16 protein-coding genes and 1 pseudogene are annotated in these 16686 nt (G+C 63.5%); 7 read left to right on the forward strand and 10 right to left on the reverse strand.

Annotated features, from left to right (window positions below):
* Window positions 1-11: 11 nt before the first annotated feature.
* From F8N82_RS11975 to F8N82_RS11990, 4 genes are all read right to left on the reverse strand, one after another.
* On the reverse strand, window positions 12-2453 hold the full coding sequence (locus F8N82_RS11975) for a TonB-dependent siderophore receptor (protein ID WP_038999406.1): 2442 nt from the start codon (window positions 2451-2453) through the stop codon (window positions 12-14).
* Between the two features lie 87 nt (window positions 2454-2540).
* Window positions 2541-3515 (reverse strand): FecR domain-containing protein, encoded by a 975-nt coding sequence (locus F8N82_RS11980; protein ID WP_038995490.1) that lies wholly within the window; start codon window positions 3513-3515, stop codon window positions 2541-2543.
* Window positions 3512-4018 (reverse strand): sigma-70 family RNA polymerase sigma factor, encoded by a 507-nt coding sequence (locus F8N82_RS11985; protein ID WP_038999408.1) that lies wholly within the window; start codon window positions 4016-4018, stop codon window positions 3512-3514. Before F8N82_RS11985 ends, F8N82_RS11980 begins: the two co-directional genes overlap by 4 nt.
* Window positions 4019-4107: 89 nt before the next feature.
* Entirely contained in the window at window positions 4108-5508 is a 1401-nt protein-coding gene (locus F8N82_RS11990; protein ID WP_338918727.1) for a M16 family metallopeptidase, read from the reverse strand.
* A gap of 166 nt (window positions 5509-5674) precedes the next feature.
* On the opposite strand from F8N82_RS11990, the pseudogene F8N82_RS27595 reads away from it, so the two are divergent.
* Window positions 5675-5749 (forward strand): annotated as a pseudogene (locus F8N82_RS27595) (DUF7693 family protein); the annotation flags it as partial.
* A gap of 50 nt (window positions 5750-5799) precedes the next feature.
* Here F8N82_RS27595 and F8N82_RS12000 read toward each other — a convergent pair.
* From F8N82_RS12000 to F8N82_RS12010, 3 genes are all read right to left on the reverse strand, one after another.
* On the reverse strand, window positions 5800-6387 hold the full coding sequence (locus F8N82_RS12000; RefSeq protein WP_038995495.1) for a hypothetical protein: 588 nt from the start codon (window positions 6385-6387) through the stop codon (window positions 5800-5802).
* Window positions 6388-6404: 17 nt separating this feature from the next.
* On the reverse strand, window positions 6405-7016 hold the full coding sequence (locus F8N82_RS12005; RefSeq protein WP_038995496.1) for a hypothetical protein: 612 nt from the start codon (window positions 7014-7016) through the stop codon (window positions 6405-6407).
* 94 nt (window positions 7017-7110) lie between these two features.
* Window positions 7111-7821, reverse strand: coding sequence for an SDR family oxidoreductase (locus F8N82_RS12010; RefSeq protein ID WP_038995498.1), 711 nt, complete (start codon window positions 7819-7821; stop codon window positions 7111-7113).
* 181 nt (window positions 7822-8002) lie between these two features.
* On the opposite strand from F8N82_RS12010, the gene F8N82_RS12015 reads away from it, so the two are divergent.
* Window positions 8003-8590 carry a LysE family translocator gene (locus F8N82_RS12015; protein WP_038995499.1) on the forward strand — a complete coding sequence of 196 codons (588 nt, stop codon included), beginning with the start codon at window positions 8003-8005 and terminating at the stop codon, window positions 8588-8590.
* On the opposite strand, the gene F8N82_RS12020 is transcribed toward F8N82_RS12015, so the two are convergent.
* Complete coding sequence (locus F8N82_RS12020) at window positions 8579-9364, reverse strand: AraC family transcriptional regulator (protein WP_038995500.1); 786 nt, start codon at window positions 9362-9364, stop codon at window positions 8579-8581. The two genes, F8N82_RS12015 and F8N82_RS12020, sit on opposite strands and share 12 nt — an antisense overlap.
* A gap of 5 nt (window positions 9365-9369) precedes the next feature.
* A complete protein-coding gene (locus tag F8N82_RS12025; protein ID WP_038995501.1) occupies window positions 9370-9906 on the reverse strand; it encodes a helix-turn-helix domain-containing protein in 537 nt (178 codons plus the stop codon).
* Window positions 9907-10066: 160 nt separating this feature from the next.
* On the opposite strand from F8N82_RS12025, the gene F8N82_RS12030 reads away from it, so the two are divergent.
* From F8N82_RS12030 to F8N82_RS12040, 3 genes are all read left to right on the forward strand, one after another.
* Complete coding sequence (locus F8N82_RS12030) at window positions 10067-10849, forward strand: aldolase (RefSeq protein WP_038995502.1); 783 nt, start codon at window positions 10067-10069, stop codon at window positions 10847-10849.
* A gap of 36 nt (window positions 10850-10885) precedes the next feature.
* Window positions 10886-11770, forward strand: a complete 885-nt coding sequence (locus F8N82_RS12035; RefSeq protein ID WP_038995503.1) for a dihydrodipicolinate synthase family protein — start codon at window positions 10886-10888, stop codon at window positions 11768-11770.
* Between the two features lie 158 nt (window positions 11771-11928).
* On the forward strand, window positions 11929-13458 hold the full coding sequence (locus tag F8N82_RS12040; protein ID WP_038995505.1) for a catalase: 1530 nt from the start codon (window positions 11929-11931) through the stop codon (window positions 13456-13458).
* Here the strand turns inward: F8N82_RS12040 and F8N82_RS12045 are convergent.
* Entirely contained in the window at window positions 13427-14458 is a 1032-nt protein-coding gene (locus F8N82_RS12045) for an AraC family transcriptional regulator (protein WP_038995506.1), read from the reverse strand. The two genes, F8N82_RS12040 and F8N82_RS12045, sit on opposite strands and share 32 nt — an antisense overlap.
* 170 nt (window positions 14459-14628) lie before the next feature.
* Here F8N82_RS12045 and F8N82_RS12050 point away from each other — a divergent pair, with 170 nt between their 5' ends.
* Together F8N82_RS12050 and F8N82_RS12055 are read left to right on the forward strand one after the other, a co-directional pair.
* A complete protein-coding gene (locus F8N82_RS12050; protein ID WP_038995508.1) occupies window positions 14629-15813 on the forward strand; it encodes an acetyl-CoA C-acyltransferase family protein in 1185 nt (394 codons plus the stop codon).
* A gap of 14 nt (window positions 15814-15827) precedes the next feature.
* On the forward strand, window positions 15828-16676 hold the full coding sequence (locus tag F8N82_RS12055) for a 3-hydroxybutyryl-CoA dehydrogenase (RefSeq protein WP_038995510.1): 849 nt from the start codon (window positions 15828-15830) through the stop codon (window positions 16674-16676).
* Window positions 16677-16686: the final 10 nt, after the last annotated feature.

Genomic DNA, 16686 nt, shown 5'->3' on the forward strand with positions numbered 1-16686 from the left:
GCAAGTCGGTCTTACCAGTTATAGGTCAGGTCAGTGGTAATGGTCCGCCCTTCGCCGTAGTAGCAATCCACGTCACTGGTGCAACGGCTGACATACACCTTGTCTTCCAGGTTCTGCAGGTTGACCTGCAACTTCACCCCTTTCAGGCGCAATGGCGACTGCTGCAAGTCGTAGGAGACCATGCCGTCGTACACGGTGTAGGACGGGATGCTGAAGTGGCCATCTGCAAAATCGGTGCCGTCACTGCCGCGCACATAACGTGCACCCAACCCCATGCCCAGGCCGGCAATCGGGGTATCACCGGTGAAGTGATAGTCCAGCCACAGCGATGCGGTCATCGGCGGGGTGCCCGACGGATGACGACCTTCACGGCCATCGTTGTCCTTGGTGTAAACCACGTCGTTGTGCGATACCGAAGCGATCAGGCCCAGGTTATCGGTGAGGTTGGCCTTGCCTTCAAGCTCGACGCCGCGCGAGCGCAGTTCGCCGACCTGGCTGTTGAAGCCGGGGTTGCCGACGTCGGCGGTGAGGATGTTCTGCTGGTTGATCTCGTACACCGACAACTGAATGAAGCTGTCCTGGCCAGGCGGTTGGTACTTGATACCCGCCTCGACCTGCTTGCCGGTGGACGGCTCGAACGCCTTGCCCGCGTAGTCGGCACCGCTCAGCGGCAGGAACGACTCGGAGTAGCTGACATAAGGCGTCACGCCATTGTCGAAGGCATAGCCAAGCCCCGCGCGGCCGGTGAACTTCTCGTCCTTGACGGTGGTATGGGTGCCAGCGATCGGCTCCTTGTTATCGGCCTCGGCCCAGTCGTAGCGGCCACCGAGGGTCAGGAACCAGTTGTCCCACTTGAGCTGATCCTGCACGTACAGGCCGGTCTGATTGATGGTGCGGTCCCACTTGAACGGCTGGCCGAAGTTCATTGGCTTGCCGTACACCGGGTTGTACAGGTCGATGACCGGCGGATTGCGGTCGTACAGGCCGAGGAATTTGGAGTTGGAGTGGTAGTAATCAACGCCGATCAACAGGGTGTGGGCGACGTCGAAAGTGTTGAACTTGGCCTGGGCCATGTTATCGATGCCAAACACCTTGTTGCGCTGGGCCCAGTCGACCCCGAAGCGGGTCATGGCGCTCTGGTCGTCGGCCCCGGTGACCGGGTTGGGCACGAAGGCGTAGCCGTGCAGCGGCGCCCGGTATTTGTCATCGACGTAGGCGTAGCGGGTGTTCTGCTTGAGGGTCCAGACGTCGTCCAGCTCATGACTGACTTCATAGCCAAAGGTGTACTGCTCGCGATCGTAGGAGTTGACCCCCGGCTCGCCGATGAATCGGCTGCGCTTGATCCGCCCATTGGGGCTGGCAAACACCGTGCCCACCGCCGGCAGGCCCTGGGCTTCCGGCACACCGTTGTCGCGCTGGTAGTGGCCGTAAACGGTCAGGCGCGTCTGCTCGTTGGGGCTCCAGGTCAGGCTCGGGGCGATCATGTAGCGCTGCTGTTCGACGTAGTCGGCCTCGCCGTTCTTGTCCAGGCCCATGCCGGTCACGCGGTACTGGTACTCGCCCTGGTCATCCACCGGGCCGGCAAAATCGAACGCGCCGTAACGCCGGTCCTGGCTGCCGCCACCGAGTTTGACTTCATGCAGCGGCGTCGCGGTCGGGCGCTTGGAGACCATGTTGATCAGGCCGCCTGGCTGGTTCTGGCCATAGAGCACCGAGGCCGGGCCCTTCATCACCTCGATACGTTCCAGCGCGTACGGATCGATCTGCAGCGCACCGCCAGTACTGCCGCCGCCATAAGGCAGGTGCAGGCCGTCCAGGTACAGCGGCGTCGGGCTGAAGCCGCGGGAGGTCGGCTCGTCGAAGATCCCGACCCGGTCGGAGAAACCACCCCCGGTGATACCCGGGGTGTAGCGCAGGGCCTGGGTGACCGTCTGCGAGCCAAGCGCCTTGATTTCATCCTGGGTGATGACGTTGATGGTCTGCGGCACCTCCAGCACCGAAGTGTCGGTCTTGGTCGCGGTGCCGGTGCGCTTGGCCACATAGCCCTGGACTGGGCCCCAGGCATCTTCGCTGGCGTTGGAAACGATCTGGGTCAGGCCCAGCTCCAGCGCCCCGCTCTGCTCGGCCGGCACCAGGTTCCAGGTGCCGTTGGCGGTGATGTTGAGGTTAAGACCGCTGCCATTGAGCGCCTGGGTGGCGGCCTGCTCGGGGCTGAACTGGCCGCTGACCGTAGCCGAGCGCTTACCCTGCACCAGCGCTGGCTTGACCGACAGCACCCGACCAGACTGACGGGCGATGCGGCTCAGGGCTTCGCCCAAGTCACCGGCCGGGACATCAAAGCGTTGGCTGGCGCTGACGCTGCTGTCGGTTTGTGCCAGGGCGTACAGCGGTGCGCTGCTGCCCAGGGCGATGGCGAGGGCCAGCAGGCTGGGGCGGATCATGGAGTCGGGCATGGAGGTGTTGGCTCGTTGAAGGTTGTTGTCCATAACGAGGACACGCCAGTGACCGAATCCCCTCAGGGAAATCGCAATTATTTTTATTTAGATCACATCGATACGGGTCAGCCAGCTGCCAAAGCTGTCGACACGGATCGGCAGGGTCTCGGCCAGGGAGCGCAAAGTACGCTCACTGTCGTCCAGCGGAAAGCTACCGTAGACGCGCACCTGCGCGGCTTGCGGGCTGATGCGCAGCACCCCGGCGCGGTACGGGCGCAAGGCCTCGATCAATTCGCCCAAGGGCTCGTCGCGAACATCCAGGCGACCTTCGGTCCAGCTCGCCCGGGTGCGCAGCGAAGCGGCCAGCGGCTGGCTGGTATGACCGTCGAAACGAAAGGCCTGGCCCTCCTCCACGCGCTGGGCAGGTGCGCTGCCGCTTCTGAGCAGGACACTGTGCTGCTGCACCGCGACCAGGCTCTGGCGCTCTTCCTGGCGCACGCTAAAGCGCGTGCCCAGGGCTTGCACCTGGCCTTCGCGGGTCGCGACGATAAACGGCCGGCCCGGCTCTGCACGAACATCGGCTTGCAGCTCTCCATCGCGCAGCAGCACCAGTCGCTGCCCGGCGCTGAAACGCACATCCACTGCGCTGCGCGCGTTCAGGCACAGGCGCGAACCATCGGCGAGGGTGAAGGTGCGGCGCTCACCGGTTCCGGTGCGCAGGTCGGCCAGCAGATCACCCAGCGGCGCCACACGATTGCCGATTGCGCCGGCGCCCAGGCCCAGCAACAACATCGCCAGACCGCCGCCCAGCGCTTTACGCCGCGACGGCGAAGGCAAGGCGCGCAAACTGCGGCTGGCCATGGCCAACTGGCCCGGGTTGCGCTGCTCGGCCTGCTGCAGGTCAGCCAGGGGCTCGCCAAGCAGGGCATTGACCCGCTGCCAGGCGGCCTGATGCCCGGGCGACTGTTTGAGCCAGGCGTTGAACGCCAGCAGCAACGGGCTACCGACAGGGGCGTTCTCCAGCTTGAGCAGCCAGTCCACCGCTTCGTGGGTGGCGCGGTCCAGTTGCATGTTGCTCATTCCGGCCTCGCGCTCAGGCAATGCAGGAAGGCCCGGCGCAGGTCACGTTCGACCGTGGCCAGCGACACACCCAGCTGCGCGGCAATGTCCGGCTGGCTCATGCCTTCGAGGCGATGCAGGATAAAAGCGTGACGCACCCGCGCCGGCAGACCGTCGAGCATACGGTCGATTTCGGCCAGGGCTTCGCGCACCAGCAACACGTCTTCAGCCGAGGGCAGGCAATGTTCCGCAAGGCCCGCCAACTCGTCGAGGTAAGCCTGTTCCAGCGCCCGGCGGCGAAACAGGTTGCTCAGCAGGCGGCGGGCAACGGTGGCGAGAAAAGCGCGAGGCTCGTCGAGGGCGGGCAAGGCGCTGCTGGTCATGGCCCGGACGAAGGTGTCCTGGGCCAGGTCCGCCGCATCGTGCGGGCAGTTCAGGCGGCGGTACAGCCAGGCGCGCAACCAGCGATGATGGTCACTGTAGAGGTGGGCGACGATAGCCTTGGAGTCGACAGAGCTCGGCACGAAAGTGATCACACATTAATGGTAATTACTCTCATTATCATGATGCGTGGGGAATTTCACAATCCCCTTTTCGCGGGGCAAGCCCGCGCCTACTGATCTTGCCCCACCACTACCGTCGCCATTTTCTGCGGCTGCACTACGCGTTTGAACGCCGTTTTTACTTGGTCAGGCGTCACCGCCTCCAGCCGCTGCCGCCAGGTCACCAGCGTATCGTCCGGCAGCTGGTTCAAGGCAATCTGGGCGACATGCTCCAGCAAACGCTGGCGGCTGGTGCCGTCAAAATGGGCAAGTAGCCGCGCCTTGGCCTCGTCCAGCTCCTCGGCGCTCGGGCCCTCACTGACGAAGCGCGCCAGCGCTTGATAGGCAGCTTTCTCCGCCTGCTCCTGGTACCCGGCAGGGACTTCCAGTGAGATCACCAAGGCCCCGCCCTGCTGGCCCATGGCAAAGTAGCTGGCCGACTCCCAGCTCACATCGCCGCCAAGCGCCTTGCCAACAGCCCGATTGATTCGCGTCGGCCAGTGCTCGCCACCGAGAATGTCGCTGCCCAGCAGCAGCGCGAAGAAGTCCGGGTCGCTGCGCGGCACCGCTGGCTGGCCGATCTGCACCCACATCGTCCCCTGCTGCGGCTCCAGTTGCAGACGGCTGGCCTGGCTCAATGCTTGTACCTTGGGCAGCGCAGGGAGGGCCTCGCAGCCGTGCTGTGGCAAGCGTCCGAGCACTGCGCTGGCCACGGCTTCGGCTTGCGCCCGATCAAGGTTGCCGACCAGGCTGACCGTGGCCCGGCATGGCAGCATCATTGCACTGTAGTGCGCGCGCAAATCTTGCATACGGGTGCGCTCGAGCATGGCCGGGGTCAGGGCATAGCCGAACGGCAGCGAGTATTCGTACAGGTCGATCTGCTTGTTGCGTTGCAACCCTGGGCGGGCCAACTCGCGGCCATAGGGATGGTCGCCATAGACCGCCTGGGCAAAGCGTTGCCCGACACCGGCAAAACGCCGGGGGCTTTCACCATTGACCTGGCGTATGTAATACGGCTTGGCCCGGAACCAGATGCTGCCGGCAAAGGCCGGTTCGCCAATCTGCCGCCCCAGCAACGCCGTGGCCTCAGCCTGGCGCTGGGGACTGTTGTCGGTGATGGTCAGGATGTAGCTGAAGCGGTCGGCATCGACCTGGGTATTCAGTGCACTGTCCAGGCGCATCCAGGCCATTCGCAGCGCGTTGCCGTTCAACTCCGGGTCATCGCCCTGAGCACGGATACCTTCCACCGCAAGCGCCGCGCCGAGCACCGCCAGGCCCGGCTGGTCCTGTGGGTCGCGGCGGCTGCCGGCATCAAAGTCGACCTGGATCTGCAGGTCGCTGGCCTGGCGTTGTGGCAACAGGTAGACCCGCGCGCCGTTGGCCTGGGTCCAGTGTTCAATGGCCAGCCTGTCGGCAGCCAGGGCCGGGGTCATCGCGCTCAATCCAAACGCGCAGGTGAAGAGTCGTTCCATCAGGGTCATAGCAATTACTCAAAGGACCAGGGCGCGGACGCTACGCACTTGGCCGCGGCAGATCAAGCCTGGGCAACGGCTGACACGCCTGCCCGCAGGCTTTATGCTCAGCCCCGATTGCCGATTGCCGATTGCCGATGCCATTGACCTTGAGAGCGTGAAGCAGATGCCAGCCCTGAGTGCCCGCGAGGTTTGCCAGCAATTGCGTGACGCCGCCCTGGGCGTGCGCCCGTTGCGCAGGGCTACTGCCTAGCCCGTCGCCGGCCACACCGGCACACATCCGATGACGCCTTACAGCAACTGGCGCTTGACCGCCTCATCCAGGGTGCTCTGGGTCAACTGCCGGACCAGTTCGCGGGTGTCCTGCTGGAACGCAATACCGACGATCAACACCAGGTGCATCCAGGTGCGCACCGATTCGCTCTTGCTGATACGCCCCAACTCTTTGCCGTCCTTGTCCTTGAACACCGTGTCCAGGGTGAAGGTATTGCGCGCCGTGGACGGGATGATGAAAAAGGTCGCCCCGGTAATGATTGCCGACGCCACGCTGTACTGCTCATGGTTGGTCAGGGTCGATTCGGCGTAGATGTCCGCCGCGACCTTCTCGGTGCTCACCCGGGCAAAGCGCCCGGACTGGTTGTAGGTTTCGACCAGCGCCTGCTCCCAGGCTTCGGCCGGCTTGCCGGCGGTGGCATTGGGCTGGCCACGATTGACCTGGTATTGCGCGGTGGTGCGCACGTAGGCGGTAGGCTTGACCGCCTGGGCTTGCGCCTGCGGTGGCCAGCTCTGCACCGGCGCCAGTTCGTGTTGCGAATAGGAAACGCAGCCGGTCAGCAGCACAGCGCCGAGCAGCAGGTTGGCTTTGATCATACGCAGCATGGAATTCTTCCTTGAAATTACTGTTTGGCCAGCTTCAGCGTGGCGTCGTCGAGCAGCTTGGCAACCACGTCGTTGAGTTGCGGCGCACCCAAGGTCGGCGACCAGTATTCGCGGCGATAAAGGCCGACATTGCGCTCAAGCTTGAGCGCCTGGCGGGAGCTTGCCAGGACCTTGCCGTTGCGATCCTCGATCATCAGGTCACCGGCAACGTCGAAGGTGTCGACGTAGATCGGGCCATTGACCCAGATCCACACGGTCAGGGTCAGCAAAGCCCCCGGCACATAGCCTGGATGCGGTCCACGATGGCCTTTGAGCGAGGTCATGTTGAACTTGAGCAGGACGTCCTGCTCATCCAGGCGGGTCGGGTATTCACTGACCTGCCTGAAGTACTTGCCGGCCTCGACGTACTGGTCGAGCTGCACGGTCAGCGAGCGGCTGATGGCCTTGCGCGTGGCTTCGTCGATACCCGGCGCGGTGACCGCCACATCGGCCACTTGTGCGGTCCGTGGGCTGGTGCTGGCGGCAGGATGTTGCGGAGCGCCCAGAGGGCCGGTGACGTTATAGGACACGCAGCCAGTCATCGACAGGGTGGCGATGATAGCGGTGGCCTGAAGCAGCTTTCTCAACACGGAATGTCCTTATTTTAGAGCCCGGTGCCAGAGTGCTTCGGCGCCAGAAGCTGAAACTTGAGGCGCTGGGCCGGTCCGCAGCATCACCTGCGCTTTACAGCAGCCCACCACCATCGATGTCGAGAATACTGCCGGTCATGAAGCCGTTCTCCATGGCCAGGACAAACCCTGCGCCAACCTCATCGGCCTGGCCCACCCGCCCGACCGGCAGCCCGGCCGCCGCGCGATCAAACATCGCCACGCGCTGTCCGCTATCCATGGCCGCGTAAGCCTCGGTTTCGGTCAACCCGGGGCTGATAACATTGACGCGACGTGGCGCGAGTTCCTTGGCCAGTTGCTTGCCCAGGGCCTCAAGGGCAGCATTAAGGGTGGTTTTGATCAACTGCCCGGGGACGAACTTACGCGACAGCAGCCCCGACGTCAGGCTGATGCTGGCGCTTGGCGCAAGGTGCGGCAACGCAACCTGGATGGCCTGCAAGGCACCCCAGAATTTCACCTCGAACGCTTCGCGGGCCAGTTGCAGGTCGCTCTCTGCCAGCGGCTTGGCCTGTACCGCGGGGCCCGCAGTGATCACCAGGTGATCGACCTGGCCAATGTTGGCAAACGCTGCATGCAGCGCAACGGCATCGGTAATGTCGAGCGCCAAGGCTTCAATACCTTCGCCAACAGCACCCGGTCGGCGACTGGCGACGATGACACGGGCGCCACGCTCCCGGGCCTGGCGCGCCACTGCCGCGCCGATGCCACTGGCGCCACCGAGCACGACGACGGTCTGGTTCAACAAGGATGGAGACGGGTTGTACATGATGATCACTGCCTGTGGTTGAAAGTGATTACATGCTGATGGCTTGCCAATCAAAGAAAAACCTCGCCAAAGGCGAAGCACCTGTAAAAATTACTTGAGGATATTCAGGGTAATTTTCTTCAATACGCGCTCGCTCCCACCCCTTAGGCTCTGCTCACTCCCACTTCTGGATGCTGTTCCCATGAGCCTGATGCTGTCGATGGCCGCCTTCGCGCTGGCCGCTTCCATTTCCCCTGGCCCGGTCAATATCGTCGCCCTGAGCGCTGGCGCCCGCCATGGCCTGCGCGCCAGCTTGCGGCATGTCGGCGGTGCCACCTTGGGGTTTTGCCTGCTGCTGTTATTGATCGGCCTTGGCATGCACGAGTTGCTGCGTTACTGGCCAGGGCTGACTCAGGTGCTGCATGGGGCCGGCGTGTTGTTCCTGCTGTACATGGCCTGGAAACTGGCCAGCGATAACGGTGAACTGACCACAGGCGGCGGCCAGAATGCGCCGTCGATGTTGGCCGGCGCCGCCCTGCAATGGCTCAATCCCAAGGCCTGGCTGGCCTGCGTGGCTGGCATCGGCGCCTATGTCGGCGACGGCGAGCCCCGCCTGCTGTGGCAATTCACCGGCATCTACCTGGTCATCTGCTACCTGTCGATTGCCGCCTGGGCTTGGGCCGGCAGCATGATCAGCCATTACCTGGGCGATCCGCGGCGCGTGCGCCTGTTCAATCGCAGCCTGGCACTGATGTTGCTGGCCAGCGCCCTGTACCTGCTACTGGGCTGACCGGTAATGCCCCGGGGTCGCCGCCAGATGCTGTTTGAAGGCCCGTTGCAAATGCGCCTGATCGGCGAAGCCAGCCTCCAGTGCCACCTCGGCAATCAACCGTCCGCGCCGTAGCTGGGCGCGGGCATACTGCACGCGCTGATCAAGCAGATAACCATGAGGGGTAAGGCCGAACTGCTGCTTGAAGGCCCTGATCAGGTAGGACGTCGACAACCCGGCAGCCTGGCTGATGGCCGCAAGGCGCAACGGCTCGGTGCAGTGCTCACGGATGAATGCCGCAGCGGCCAACAAGCGCGGGTCAGGTTGCAGCACCGGGCGCTCGCCCCCGCCAAGGCGCAGACTCAGCCCACTGAAAAACAGCCGCAGTGCGGTCTCTTTGCTGGCTGGCGGGCATTGTTCATCGAGCAGCGCGTCAAACAGCCTGAGCAGGTCGTTGAACAACGCCGGCGAACTACTGCTGATCGCCGCCAGCGGTGAAAACCCCAAGGCCTGCAACCAGGGCCAGTCGACATAGAGCATCAGGTACGACCAGGGCTGGCCGGCAATCGGGTTGCAGGTGTGCACCACCCCCGGATTCATCAATACCACGGTGCCGGCCGCAACCTGCTGATGGCGCTCGCCGCTGACATAGGTACTGTGTCCGGCGGTGATGGCGCCAATCGAAAAGCTCTCGTGCGAATGCGCCGCATAACAGACCTTGCGTCCATCGCTGACGCTGCGCGCCTCGACAAAAGGCAGCGCCGGGTCACGCCAGAAGCGCGAGTTCGCATCCATCGGCATCAATCCTCGGCGTCGTGCACCACGACCAGCACCTGGGCCGGCGCCTCGCCCAGTGAACGCAGGCGATGCGGGGTCTGGGCATTGAAATACAGCGCGTCGCCACGCTCGAGAAACACCCGCTCGTTGACAAAATCGACCTCCACCTGGCCTTCATGAACAAACAGGAACTCTTCACCCAGATGCTCTTTGAAAGTGGCGTCGCTGAACTCTGGCGGCGGGCTGATGATGAACGGCAACAGGCTGCGGCTACCGATTTGCTTGGCCAGCACGGTATAGCCCGGCCCCTGCCCCGACACTGCCTGACGCTCGTGGCTGCGCACCAGGCTGTAACGGCCCTGGCCTGGCTGGTCTTCGGCAAACAACTCCTCGACATTGACGTTCAAGGCACGTGCCAGTTTCAACGCCGCTGCAATCGACGGGGTGTTTAGCCCACGCTCGACCTTGGACAGGTAACTCTTGGTCATGCCGGACATTTCGGCCAACGCTTCCAGGGTAATACCTAGTTTTTTTCTTAACAGTTTCAATCGGATAGACATGTGACGCAATTTTCCCAATGCCATGGGCAAGTATTTTCTTGCTAATGACACCTTGTGTCATATAGCCTTTATTGTGTCATGCGATTGACCACCCCGTCACCTTCCAAGCAACCGGGGTGGGCCAGCCCTGACAACCCATCACGCCACCGAGGATAGCCCCATGGCCAAGACAATGGCACTCCCCAAGGATCAACTGATTCACAAAGCCCTGACCCAGATGCAAGGCTCGCTTGCCGATAATACGTGGACCGTGCGCGAAAAGCTGGCCCTGACGTGCCGGATTCTGTTCGACAACGGGCACGACTCCGGCCTCGCCGGGCAGATCAGCGCCCGCGGCCCGCAACCGGGCACCTTCTACACCCAGCAACTGGGCCTGGGTTTCGACGAGATCACTGCCAGCAACCTGCTGCTGGTCAACGAAGACCTGGAAGTCCTCGAAGGCCAGGGCATGCCCAACCCGGCCAACCGCTTCCACAGCTGGGTCTATCGTGCGCGCCCGGATGTCAACTGCATCATCCACACCCACCCGACCCACGTCGCCGCCCTGTCGATGCTGGAGGTGCCGCTTGAGGTGTCGCACATGGACCTCTGCCCGCTGTATGAGGATTGCGCGTTTCTCGAAGCCTGGCCCGGCGTGCCGGTGGGCAACGAAGAAGGCGAAATCATCAGCGCCGCCCTGGGCGACAAGCGCGCCATCCTGCTGTCGCACCACGGCCAGCTGTCGACCGGCACGAGTATCGAGCAAGCCTGCGTGATCGCCCAGTTGATCGAGCGCGCCGCCAAACTGCAACTGCTGGCCATGGCCGCCGGCAGCATCAAGCCGATTGCGGCGGAACTGGGTCGTGAAGCCCATGACTGGATTTCCCGGCCCAAACGCCACAGCGCCGCCTTCAACTACTATGCGCGCCAGTGCCTGCGGGTGCATGGCGACTGCCTGAACTGATCCGAGCCTGTTGACTTACCTTGCGGAGTAGATTTCATGTCCAAGACTTTTCACGGCATCATCGGCTACACCATCACCCCGTTCAGTGCCGACGGCGAACAGCTTGACCTCGATGCCCTGGGCCGCTCGATCGATCGCCTGATCGACGGCGGCGTACACGCCATCGCGCCCCTGGGCAGCACTGGTGAAGGTGCCTACCTGAGCGACCTGGAATGGCAACACGTGGCTGCGTTCAGCCTGCGCCACATTGCCGGGCGGGTGCCAACCATCGTCAGCGTCTCCGACCTGACCACCGCTGGCGCCATTCGCCGCGCGCGCTTTGCCCAGGAACACGGCGCCGATGCGGTGATGGTGCTGCCGGCGGCTTACTGGAAGCTCAGCGAAGCGGAGATTTTCGAACACTACCGGGCCATTGGCGCCAGCATCACACTGCCGATCATGCTCTACAACAACCCGGCCACCAGCGGTACCGACATGTCGGTGGAGCTGATTCTGCGCATCGTGCGCGAGGTCGAGAACGTCACCATGGTCAAGGAAAGTACCGGTGACATCCAGCGCATGCACAAGCTGCAGTTGCTCGGTGAAGGCAAGGTGCCGTTCTACAATGGTTGCAACCCGCTGGCACTGGAGGCATTCGTGGCCGGCGCCAGCGGCTGGTGCACCGCAGCAGCGAACCTGATCCCGACGCTCAACCAGCAGCTGTACCAGGCCGTGCAGGCCAACGACCTGGGCACGGCCACGGCGGTGTTCTACCGGCAGTTGCCACTGCTGGAGTTCATCCTCAAGGGTGGCCTGCCGGCGACGATCAAGGCTGGCCTGGGCATGACCGGCTTGCCGGTGGGTGAGCCGCGCCGGCCTGTGTTCGCCCTCGACAGCGCAGGCCAGGCGCGCTTGCAGCAGTTGCTCAAGCAAATGCTGTAGAGGCACGGGAGCAACCCGGCACTGAGGCAGTGCCGGGAACCGGTCTAGAATCGCCAGTCAGCTCAAGAAACGTCCTGCATCGCTTGAGGAAACCCCATCTGGGTTCGCTGTTCCAACGTTTTTATCATCGACTGCCCCCCACTGACAGGACAGTCACCATGAGCACCCACCGTTTTTCAGGCTCCACCCTGGGCGTAATCGCCTCGGCCTTACTGATGGCCAGCAACGCCCTCGCCGCTCCGCTTACCCGCGACAACGGCGCCCCGGTAGGCGACAACCAGAACTCGCAAACTGCCGGCGGCTCTGGCCCCACCCTGCTGCAGGACGTGCAGTTGCTCCAGAAGCTGCAACGCTTCGACCGCGAACGCATCCCCGAGCGTGTCGTGCATGCCCGTGGCACCGGCGCCCATGGCGAATTCATCGCCTCAGCCGATATTTCCGAGCTGACCCGGGCCAAGGTGTTCACCCCGGGTGAGCGAACCCCGGTATTCGTGCGTTTCTCTTCGGTGGTGCATGGCCTGCATTCCCCGGAAACCCTGCGTGACCCACGCGGCTTTGCCACGCGTTTCTACACCGCCGACGGTAACTGGGACCTGGTTGGCAACAACTTCCCGACCTTCTTCATTCGCGATGCCATCAAGTTCCCGGACATGGTCCACGCCTTCAAACCCGATCCGCGCAGCAACCTTGGCAACGACGCCCGGCGCTTCGACCTGCTCTCGCACATGCCCGAAGCCACCCGCACCCTGACCCTGCTGTACTCCAACGAAGGTACGCCGCTGAGCTACAGGCACATGGACGGCAACAGTGTGCATGCCTACAAGTTCGTCAACAAAGACGGCGAAACCACCTACGTCAAGTTCCGCTGGAAGACCCTACAAGGCCAGAAAAACCTCAACCCCGCAGAAGTGGCGAAAATCCAGGGGCATGACTTCAGCCACATGACCACCGATCTGGTCAACTCCATCAACCGCGGCGACCATCCGAAGTGGGACCTGTACATCCAGACGCTCAAGCCCGGGCAGTTGGCGGGTTTTGCCTTTGACCCGCTCGACCCGACCAAGATCTGGCCCGGGGTACCTGAGCGCAAAGTCGGGCAGATGGTGCTCAATCGCAACGTCAGCAACTTCTTCCAGGAAACCGAGCAGGTAGCGCTGGCGCCTTCCAACCTGATTCCCGGCATCGAGCCCTCGGAAGACCGCCTGCTGCAAGGCCGGTTGTTCTCTTATGCCGATACCCAGATGTACCGGGTCGGCGCCAACGCCGCCGGCTTGCCCATCAACCAGCCAAGGGTCAAAGTCAACAACGGCAACCAGGATGGTGCCCTGAACGCTTCGCGTACAGTTGGTGGGGTCAACTACGAGCCCAGCCGCCTGATGCCACGCCCACCGACCGAGTCAGCGCGCTACAGCCAGTTGCCGCTAAGCGGCAGTACGCAGCAACAGGGCATCGAGCGCCAGCAGAACTTCCTGCAGGCGGGCGAACTGTTCCGCGCCTACGACCAAAGCAACCGCCGCGACCTGATCAACAGCTTCGGCCAGTCGCTGGCCAGCAGCGATGACCAAAGCAAGCACATCATGCTCTCGTACTTGTACAAAGCCGACCCGGCTTACGGCAAGGGCGTGGCCAAAGTTGCCGGCGGCGACCTGGTCAGAGTCAAGCAACTGGCGGCGCAGCTGCAGGACTGAGCATGCGTTGACGGTAACTGCCGGGGCTCTCGCCGGTCCATTTCTTGAACGCCCGGTGGAACGCACTGGGCTCCTGAAAGCCGGTGTGCTCGGCGACTTCGGCAATACTCAGGTGCGTCTGGCGCAGGCATTCAAAGGCCATGGCCCGGCGCACCTCGTCCTTGATCTGCTGGTACGAGCGGCCCTCGCGCTCAAGCTGGCGACGAAAGCTGCTGGGGCTCAGGCCCTGGCGCGCGGCCATGGCCAGCAGGGTCGGCCACTGACCGTACTGACGGGCGCGCAGGTAGCGATACACCTGCGCCACCTGGCCATTCTGGTTGCGGTAACGAATCACCAGCCATTGCGGGGCACTGCGCAGGAAAGTCTTCAACGCCGCCAGGTCCTGGACCACCGGCAGGCGCAGGTAATCGGCGGAAAATTCGATCTCGGTGCGGCCACTGCCCAGTTGCACGTTGGCGCCCCACAGCAACGGATCATCCTCCTGGGCCGGACGCGTGTCGGTCAACGCCGTGCGATCAATGACGATGCGCCGCCCGGCCAGCCAGCACAGCAGGCTGATCACCAGGGCCAGGAAGGTTTCTTCGGCGTACACCCGGGTCAGCGGATCATCAATATCGGTACGCAGGCTGATCACCGCGCGCCCGCCCTTGATCGTCAATTGCCCGCGAATATCGCGCAGGAACAGGGCGAAATTGTTCAGGCACTGGCGCAGGGCCTTTTCCAGGGTCGGTTCCTGGATCAGCCCGCGGCAGATCAGGGCAAAGCTGCCCAACGGCATGCCATGGCTGTCGAGGTTGAAGAACTCGTCATCGAGGGTCTCGATCAACAGCAGCCACAAGCGCGCAAAGGCCGACGCCGGCACGCGCGCTCCGGGCGTCTGCAACACCGCAGGTTCAATCCCGGCGTCCGCCAGCAGCGCCGCCGCCCGCTCAGGCTGGGCGCGCAGGGTGTGGAGCATGGTATGGACGAAGTAGATGGCGACTGTATCGTTTTCCCGCATGGCGGTTTCCGCAAGGGTGTGGCAAAAAATACCAGTATCAGTGGACAGTTATGGCATAGGCCCGCGCGCAGGCTTTGCCTAGACTCGATCCCCACCTGAAGGTGGCTGTGGGCAGCATTCTGGCAGACGCCAGGCCTGCCCCGCCACGCTTTCGCACACTGGAGTCGATCATGAACACCCCGGACATCTATGTAGTCAGCGCTGTACGCTCGGCCATCGGCAGCTTCGGCGGCGCCCTCAAGGACCTGCCTCTGGCGGACCTGGCCAGCACCGTGACCCGTGCCGCCATCGACCGTGCAGGCGTTGCGCCTGAGCAGATCGGCCATGTGGTCATGGGCAACGTGATCCCGACCGAGGCGCGCGACGCCTACCTTGCGCGGGTTGCGGCAATGAATGCCGGTATCCCCAAGGAAACCCCGGCGTTCAACGTCAACCGCCTGTGCGGCTCGGGCCTGCAGGCCATTGTTTCGGCGGCGCAAAGCCTGCTGCTGGGCGATGCCGAAGCGGTGGTCGCCGCCGGTGCCGAATCCATGAGCCGCGGCCCTTACCTGCTGCCGCACGCCCGTTGGGGCGCACGCATGGGTGATCTGCAGGGCATCGACTATATGCTCGGCATCCTCCACGACCCCTTCGCCGGTTTCCACATGGGCATCACCGCCGAGAACGTGGCCGAGCGCAATGGCATCACCCGCCAGATGCAGGACGAGCTGGCCCTGACCAGCCAGCGCCGCGCCGCCCGTGCCATCGCTGAAGGCCGCTTCGCCAGCCAGATCGTGCCGATCGAGATTCCCAGCCGCAAAGGCCCGGTACGGTTCGAGGTCGACGAGCACGTGCGCGGTGAAGTGACCGCCGAGCAACTGGCCGGCATGAAAGCGGTATTCAAGAAAGACGGCACGGTCACCGCCGGTAACGCCAGCGGCCTGAACGACGGTGCCGGTGCCCTGGTGCTGGCCACCGGCGACTTCGTCAAACGCCACAACCTGCAACCGCTGGCCCGCCTGGTGGCATACGCGCATGCTGGCGTCGAGCCTGAGCTGATGGGCCTGGGCCCGGTACCGGCCACCCGCAAGGTGCTCGACAAAGCCGGCCTGAGCGTGGCCGACCTCGACGTCATCGAGTCCAACGAAGCCTTTGCCGCACAAGCCTGCGCGGTGGCCGGTGAACTGGGCTTTGACCCGGAAAAGGTCAACCCCAACGGTTCGGGCATCTCCCTCGGCCATCCGGTGGGCGCCACCGGGGCGATCATCGCCACCAAGGCCATCCATGAACTGCAGCGCATCCAGGGCCGCTACGCCCTTGCTACCATGTGCATCGGCGGTGGCCAGGGTATCGCCATCGTCTTCGAACGCGTCTGAGCCAGGAGTAAAAGGTGAGTATTGAAAATATTGCGGTGATCGGTGCTGGCACCATGGGCAATGGCATTGCCCAGGTGTGTGCCGTGGCCGGTTACCAGGTAACGCTAATCGATGTGTCCGACGCCGCCCTTGAGCGCGGTGTGGCGACCTTGCGCAAGAACCTCGAGCGCCAGGTCAGCAAACAGACCCTGGCCGCTGAAGATGCCGAAGCCGCCGTGGCGCGCATCCGCACCAGCACCGACTACGGGCAACTGCAACAGGCCGAGCTGGTGATCGAGGCCGCTACCGAAAACCTCGAGCTCAAGCTGCGTATCCTCAAACAGATCGCCGCCAGCGTCAGCGACCAGTGCGTGATTGCCACCAACACCTCGTCGCTGTCGATTACCCAGCTGGGCGCGGCGGTCAGCCAGCCTGAGCGCTTCATTGGCGTGCACTTCTTCAACCCGGTGCCGATGATGGCCCTGGTCGAGATTATCCGCGGCCTGCAAACCAGTGATGCCACCTACGCCAAGGCCATGGCCCTGACCGAAAAAGTCGGCAAGACGCCGATCAGTGCCGGCAACCGCCCAGGCTTTGTGGTCAACCGCATCCTCGTGCCGATGATCAACGAAGCGATCTTCGTGCTCCAGGAAGGCCTGGCCAGCGCCGAAGACATCGACACCGGCATGCGCCTGGGTTGCAACCAGCCGATCGGCCCGCTGGCCCTGGCCGACCTGATCGGCCTCGATACCCTGCTGGCGATCATCGAAGCCTTCCACGAAGGCTACAACGACAGCAAATACCGCCCTGCTGCGCTGCTCAAGGAAATGGTTGCCGCCGGCTACCTGGGGCGCAAGAGCGGTCGCGGTTTCTTCACCTACTAGGGAGCCTTGT

The sequence above is a fragment of the Pseudomonas fluorescens genome, assembly GCF_902497775.2.
Lineage (GTDB): Bacteria > Pseudomonadota > Gammaproteobacteria > Pseudomonadales > Pseudomonadaceae > Aquipseudomonas > Aquipseudomonas putida_F.

Coding starts and splice junctions, on each gene's coding strand:
- F8N82_RS11975 (WP_038999406.1), bottom strand. CDS start 2,453: ATGCCCGACTCCATGATCCGCCCCAGCCTGCTGGCCCTCGCCATCGCC.
- F8N82_RS11980 (WP_038995490.1), bottom strand. CDS start 3,515: ATGAGCAACATGCAACTGGACCGCGCCACCCACGAAGCGGTGGACTGG.
- F8N82_RS11990 (WP_338918727.1), bottom strand. CDS start 5,508: ATGGAACGACTCTTCACCTGCGCGTTTGGATTGAGCGCGATGACCCCG.
- F8N82_RS12000 (WP_038995495.1), bottom strand. CDS start 6,387: ATGCTGCGTATGATCAAAGCCAACCTGCTGCTCGGCGCTGTGCTGCTG.
- F8N82_RS12010 (WP_038995498.1), bottom strand. CDS start 7,821: ATGTACAACCCGTCTCCATCCTTGTTGAACCAGACCGTCGTCGTGCTC.
- F8N82_RS12015 (WP_038995499.1), top strand. CDS start 8,003: ATGAGCCTGATGCTGTCGATGGCCGCCTTCGCGCTGGCCGCTTCCATT.
- F8N82_RS12020 (WP_038995500.1), bottom strand. CDS start 9,364: ATGGATGCGAACTCGCGCTTCTGGCGTGACCCGGCGCTGCCTTTTGTC.
- F8N82_RS12025 (WP_038995501.1), bottom strand. CDS start 9,906: ATGTCTATCCGATTGAAACTGTTAAGAAAAAAACTAGGTATTACCCTG.
- F8N82_RS12030 (WP_038995502.1), top strand. CDS start 10,067: ATGGCCAAGACAATGGCACTCCCCAAGGATCAACTGATTCACAAAGCC.
- F8N82_RS12035 (WP_038995503.1), top strand. CDS start 10,886: ATGTCCAAGACTTTTCACGGCATCATCGGCTACACCATCACCCCGTTC.
- F8N82_RS12040 (WP_038995505.1), top strand. CDS start 11,929: ATGAGCACCCACCGTTTTTCAGGCTCCACCCTGGGCGTAATCGCCTCG.
- F8N82_RS12045 (WP_038995506.1), bottom strand. CDS start 14,458: ATGCGGGAAAACGATACAGTCGCCATCTACTTCGTCCATACCATGCTC.
- F8N82_RS12050 (WP_038995508.1), top strand. CDS start 14,629: ATGAACACCCCGGACATCTATGTAGTCAGCGCTGTACGCTCGGCCATC.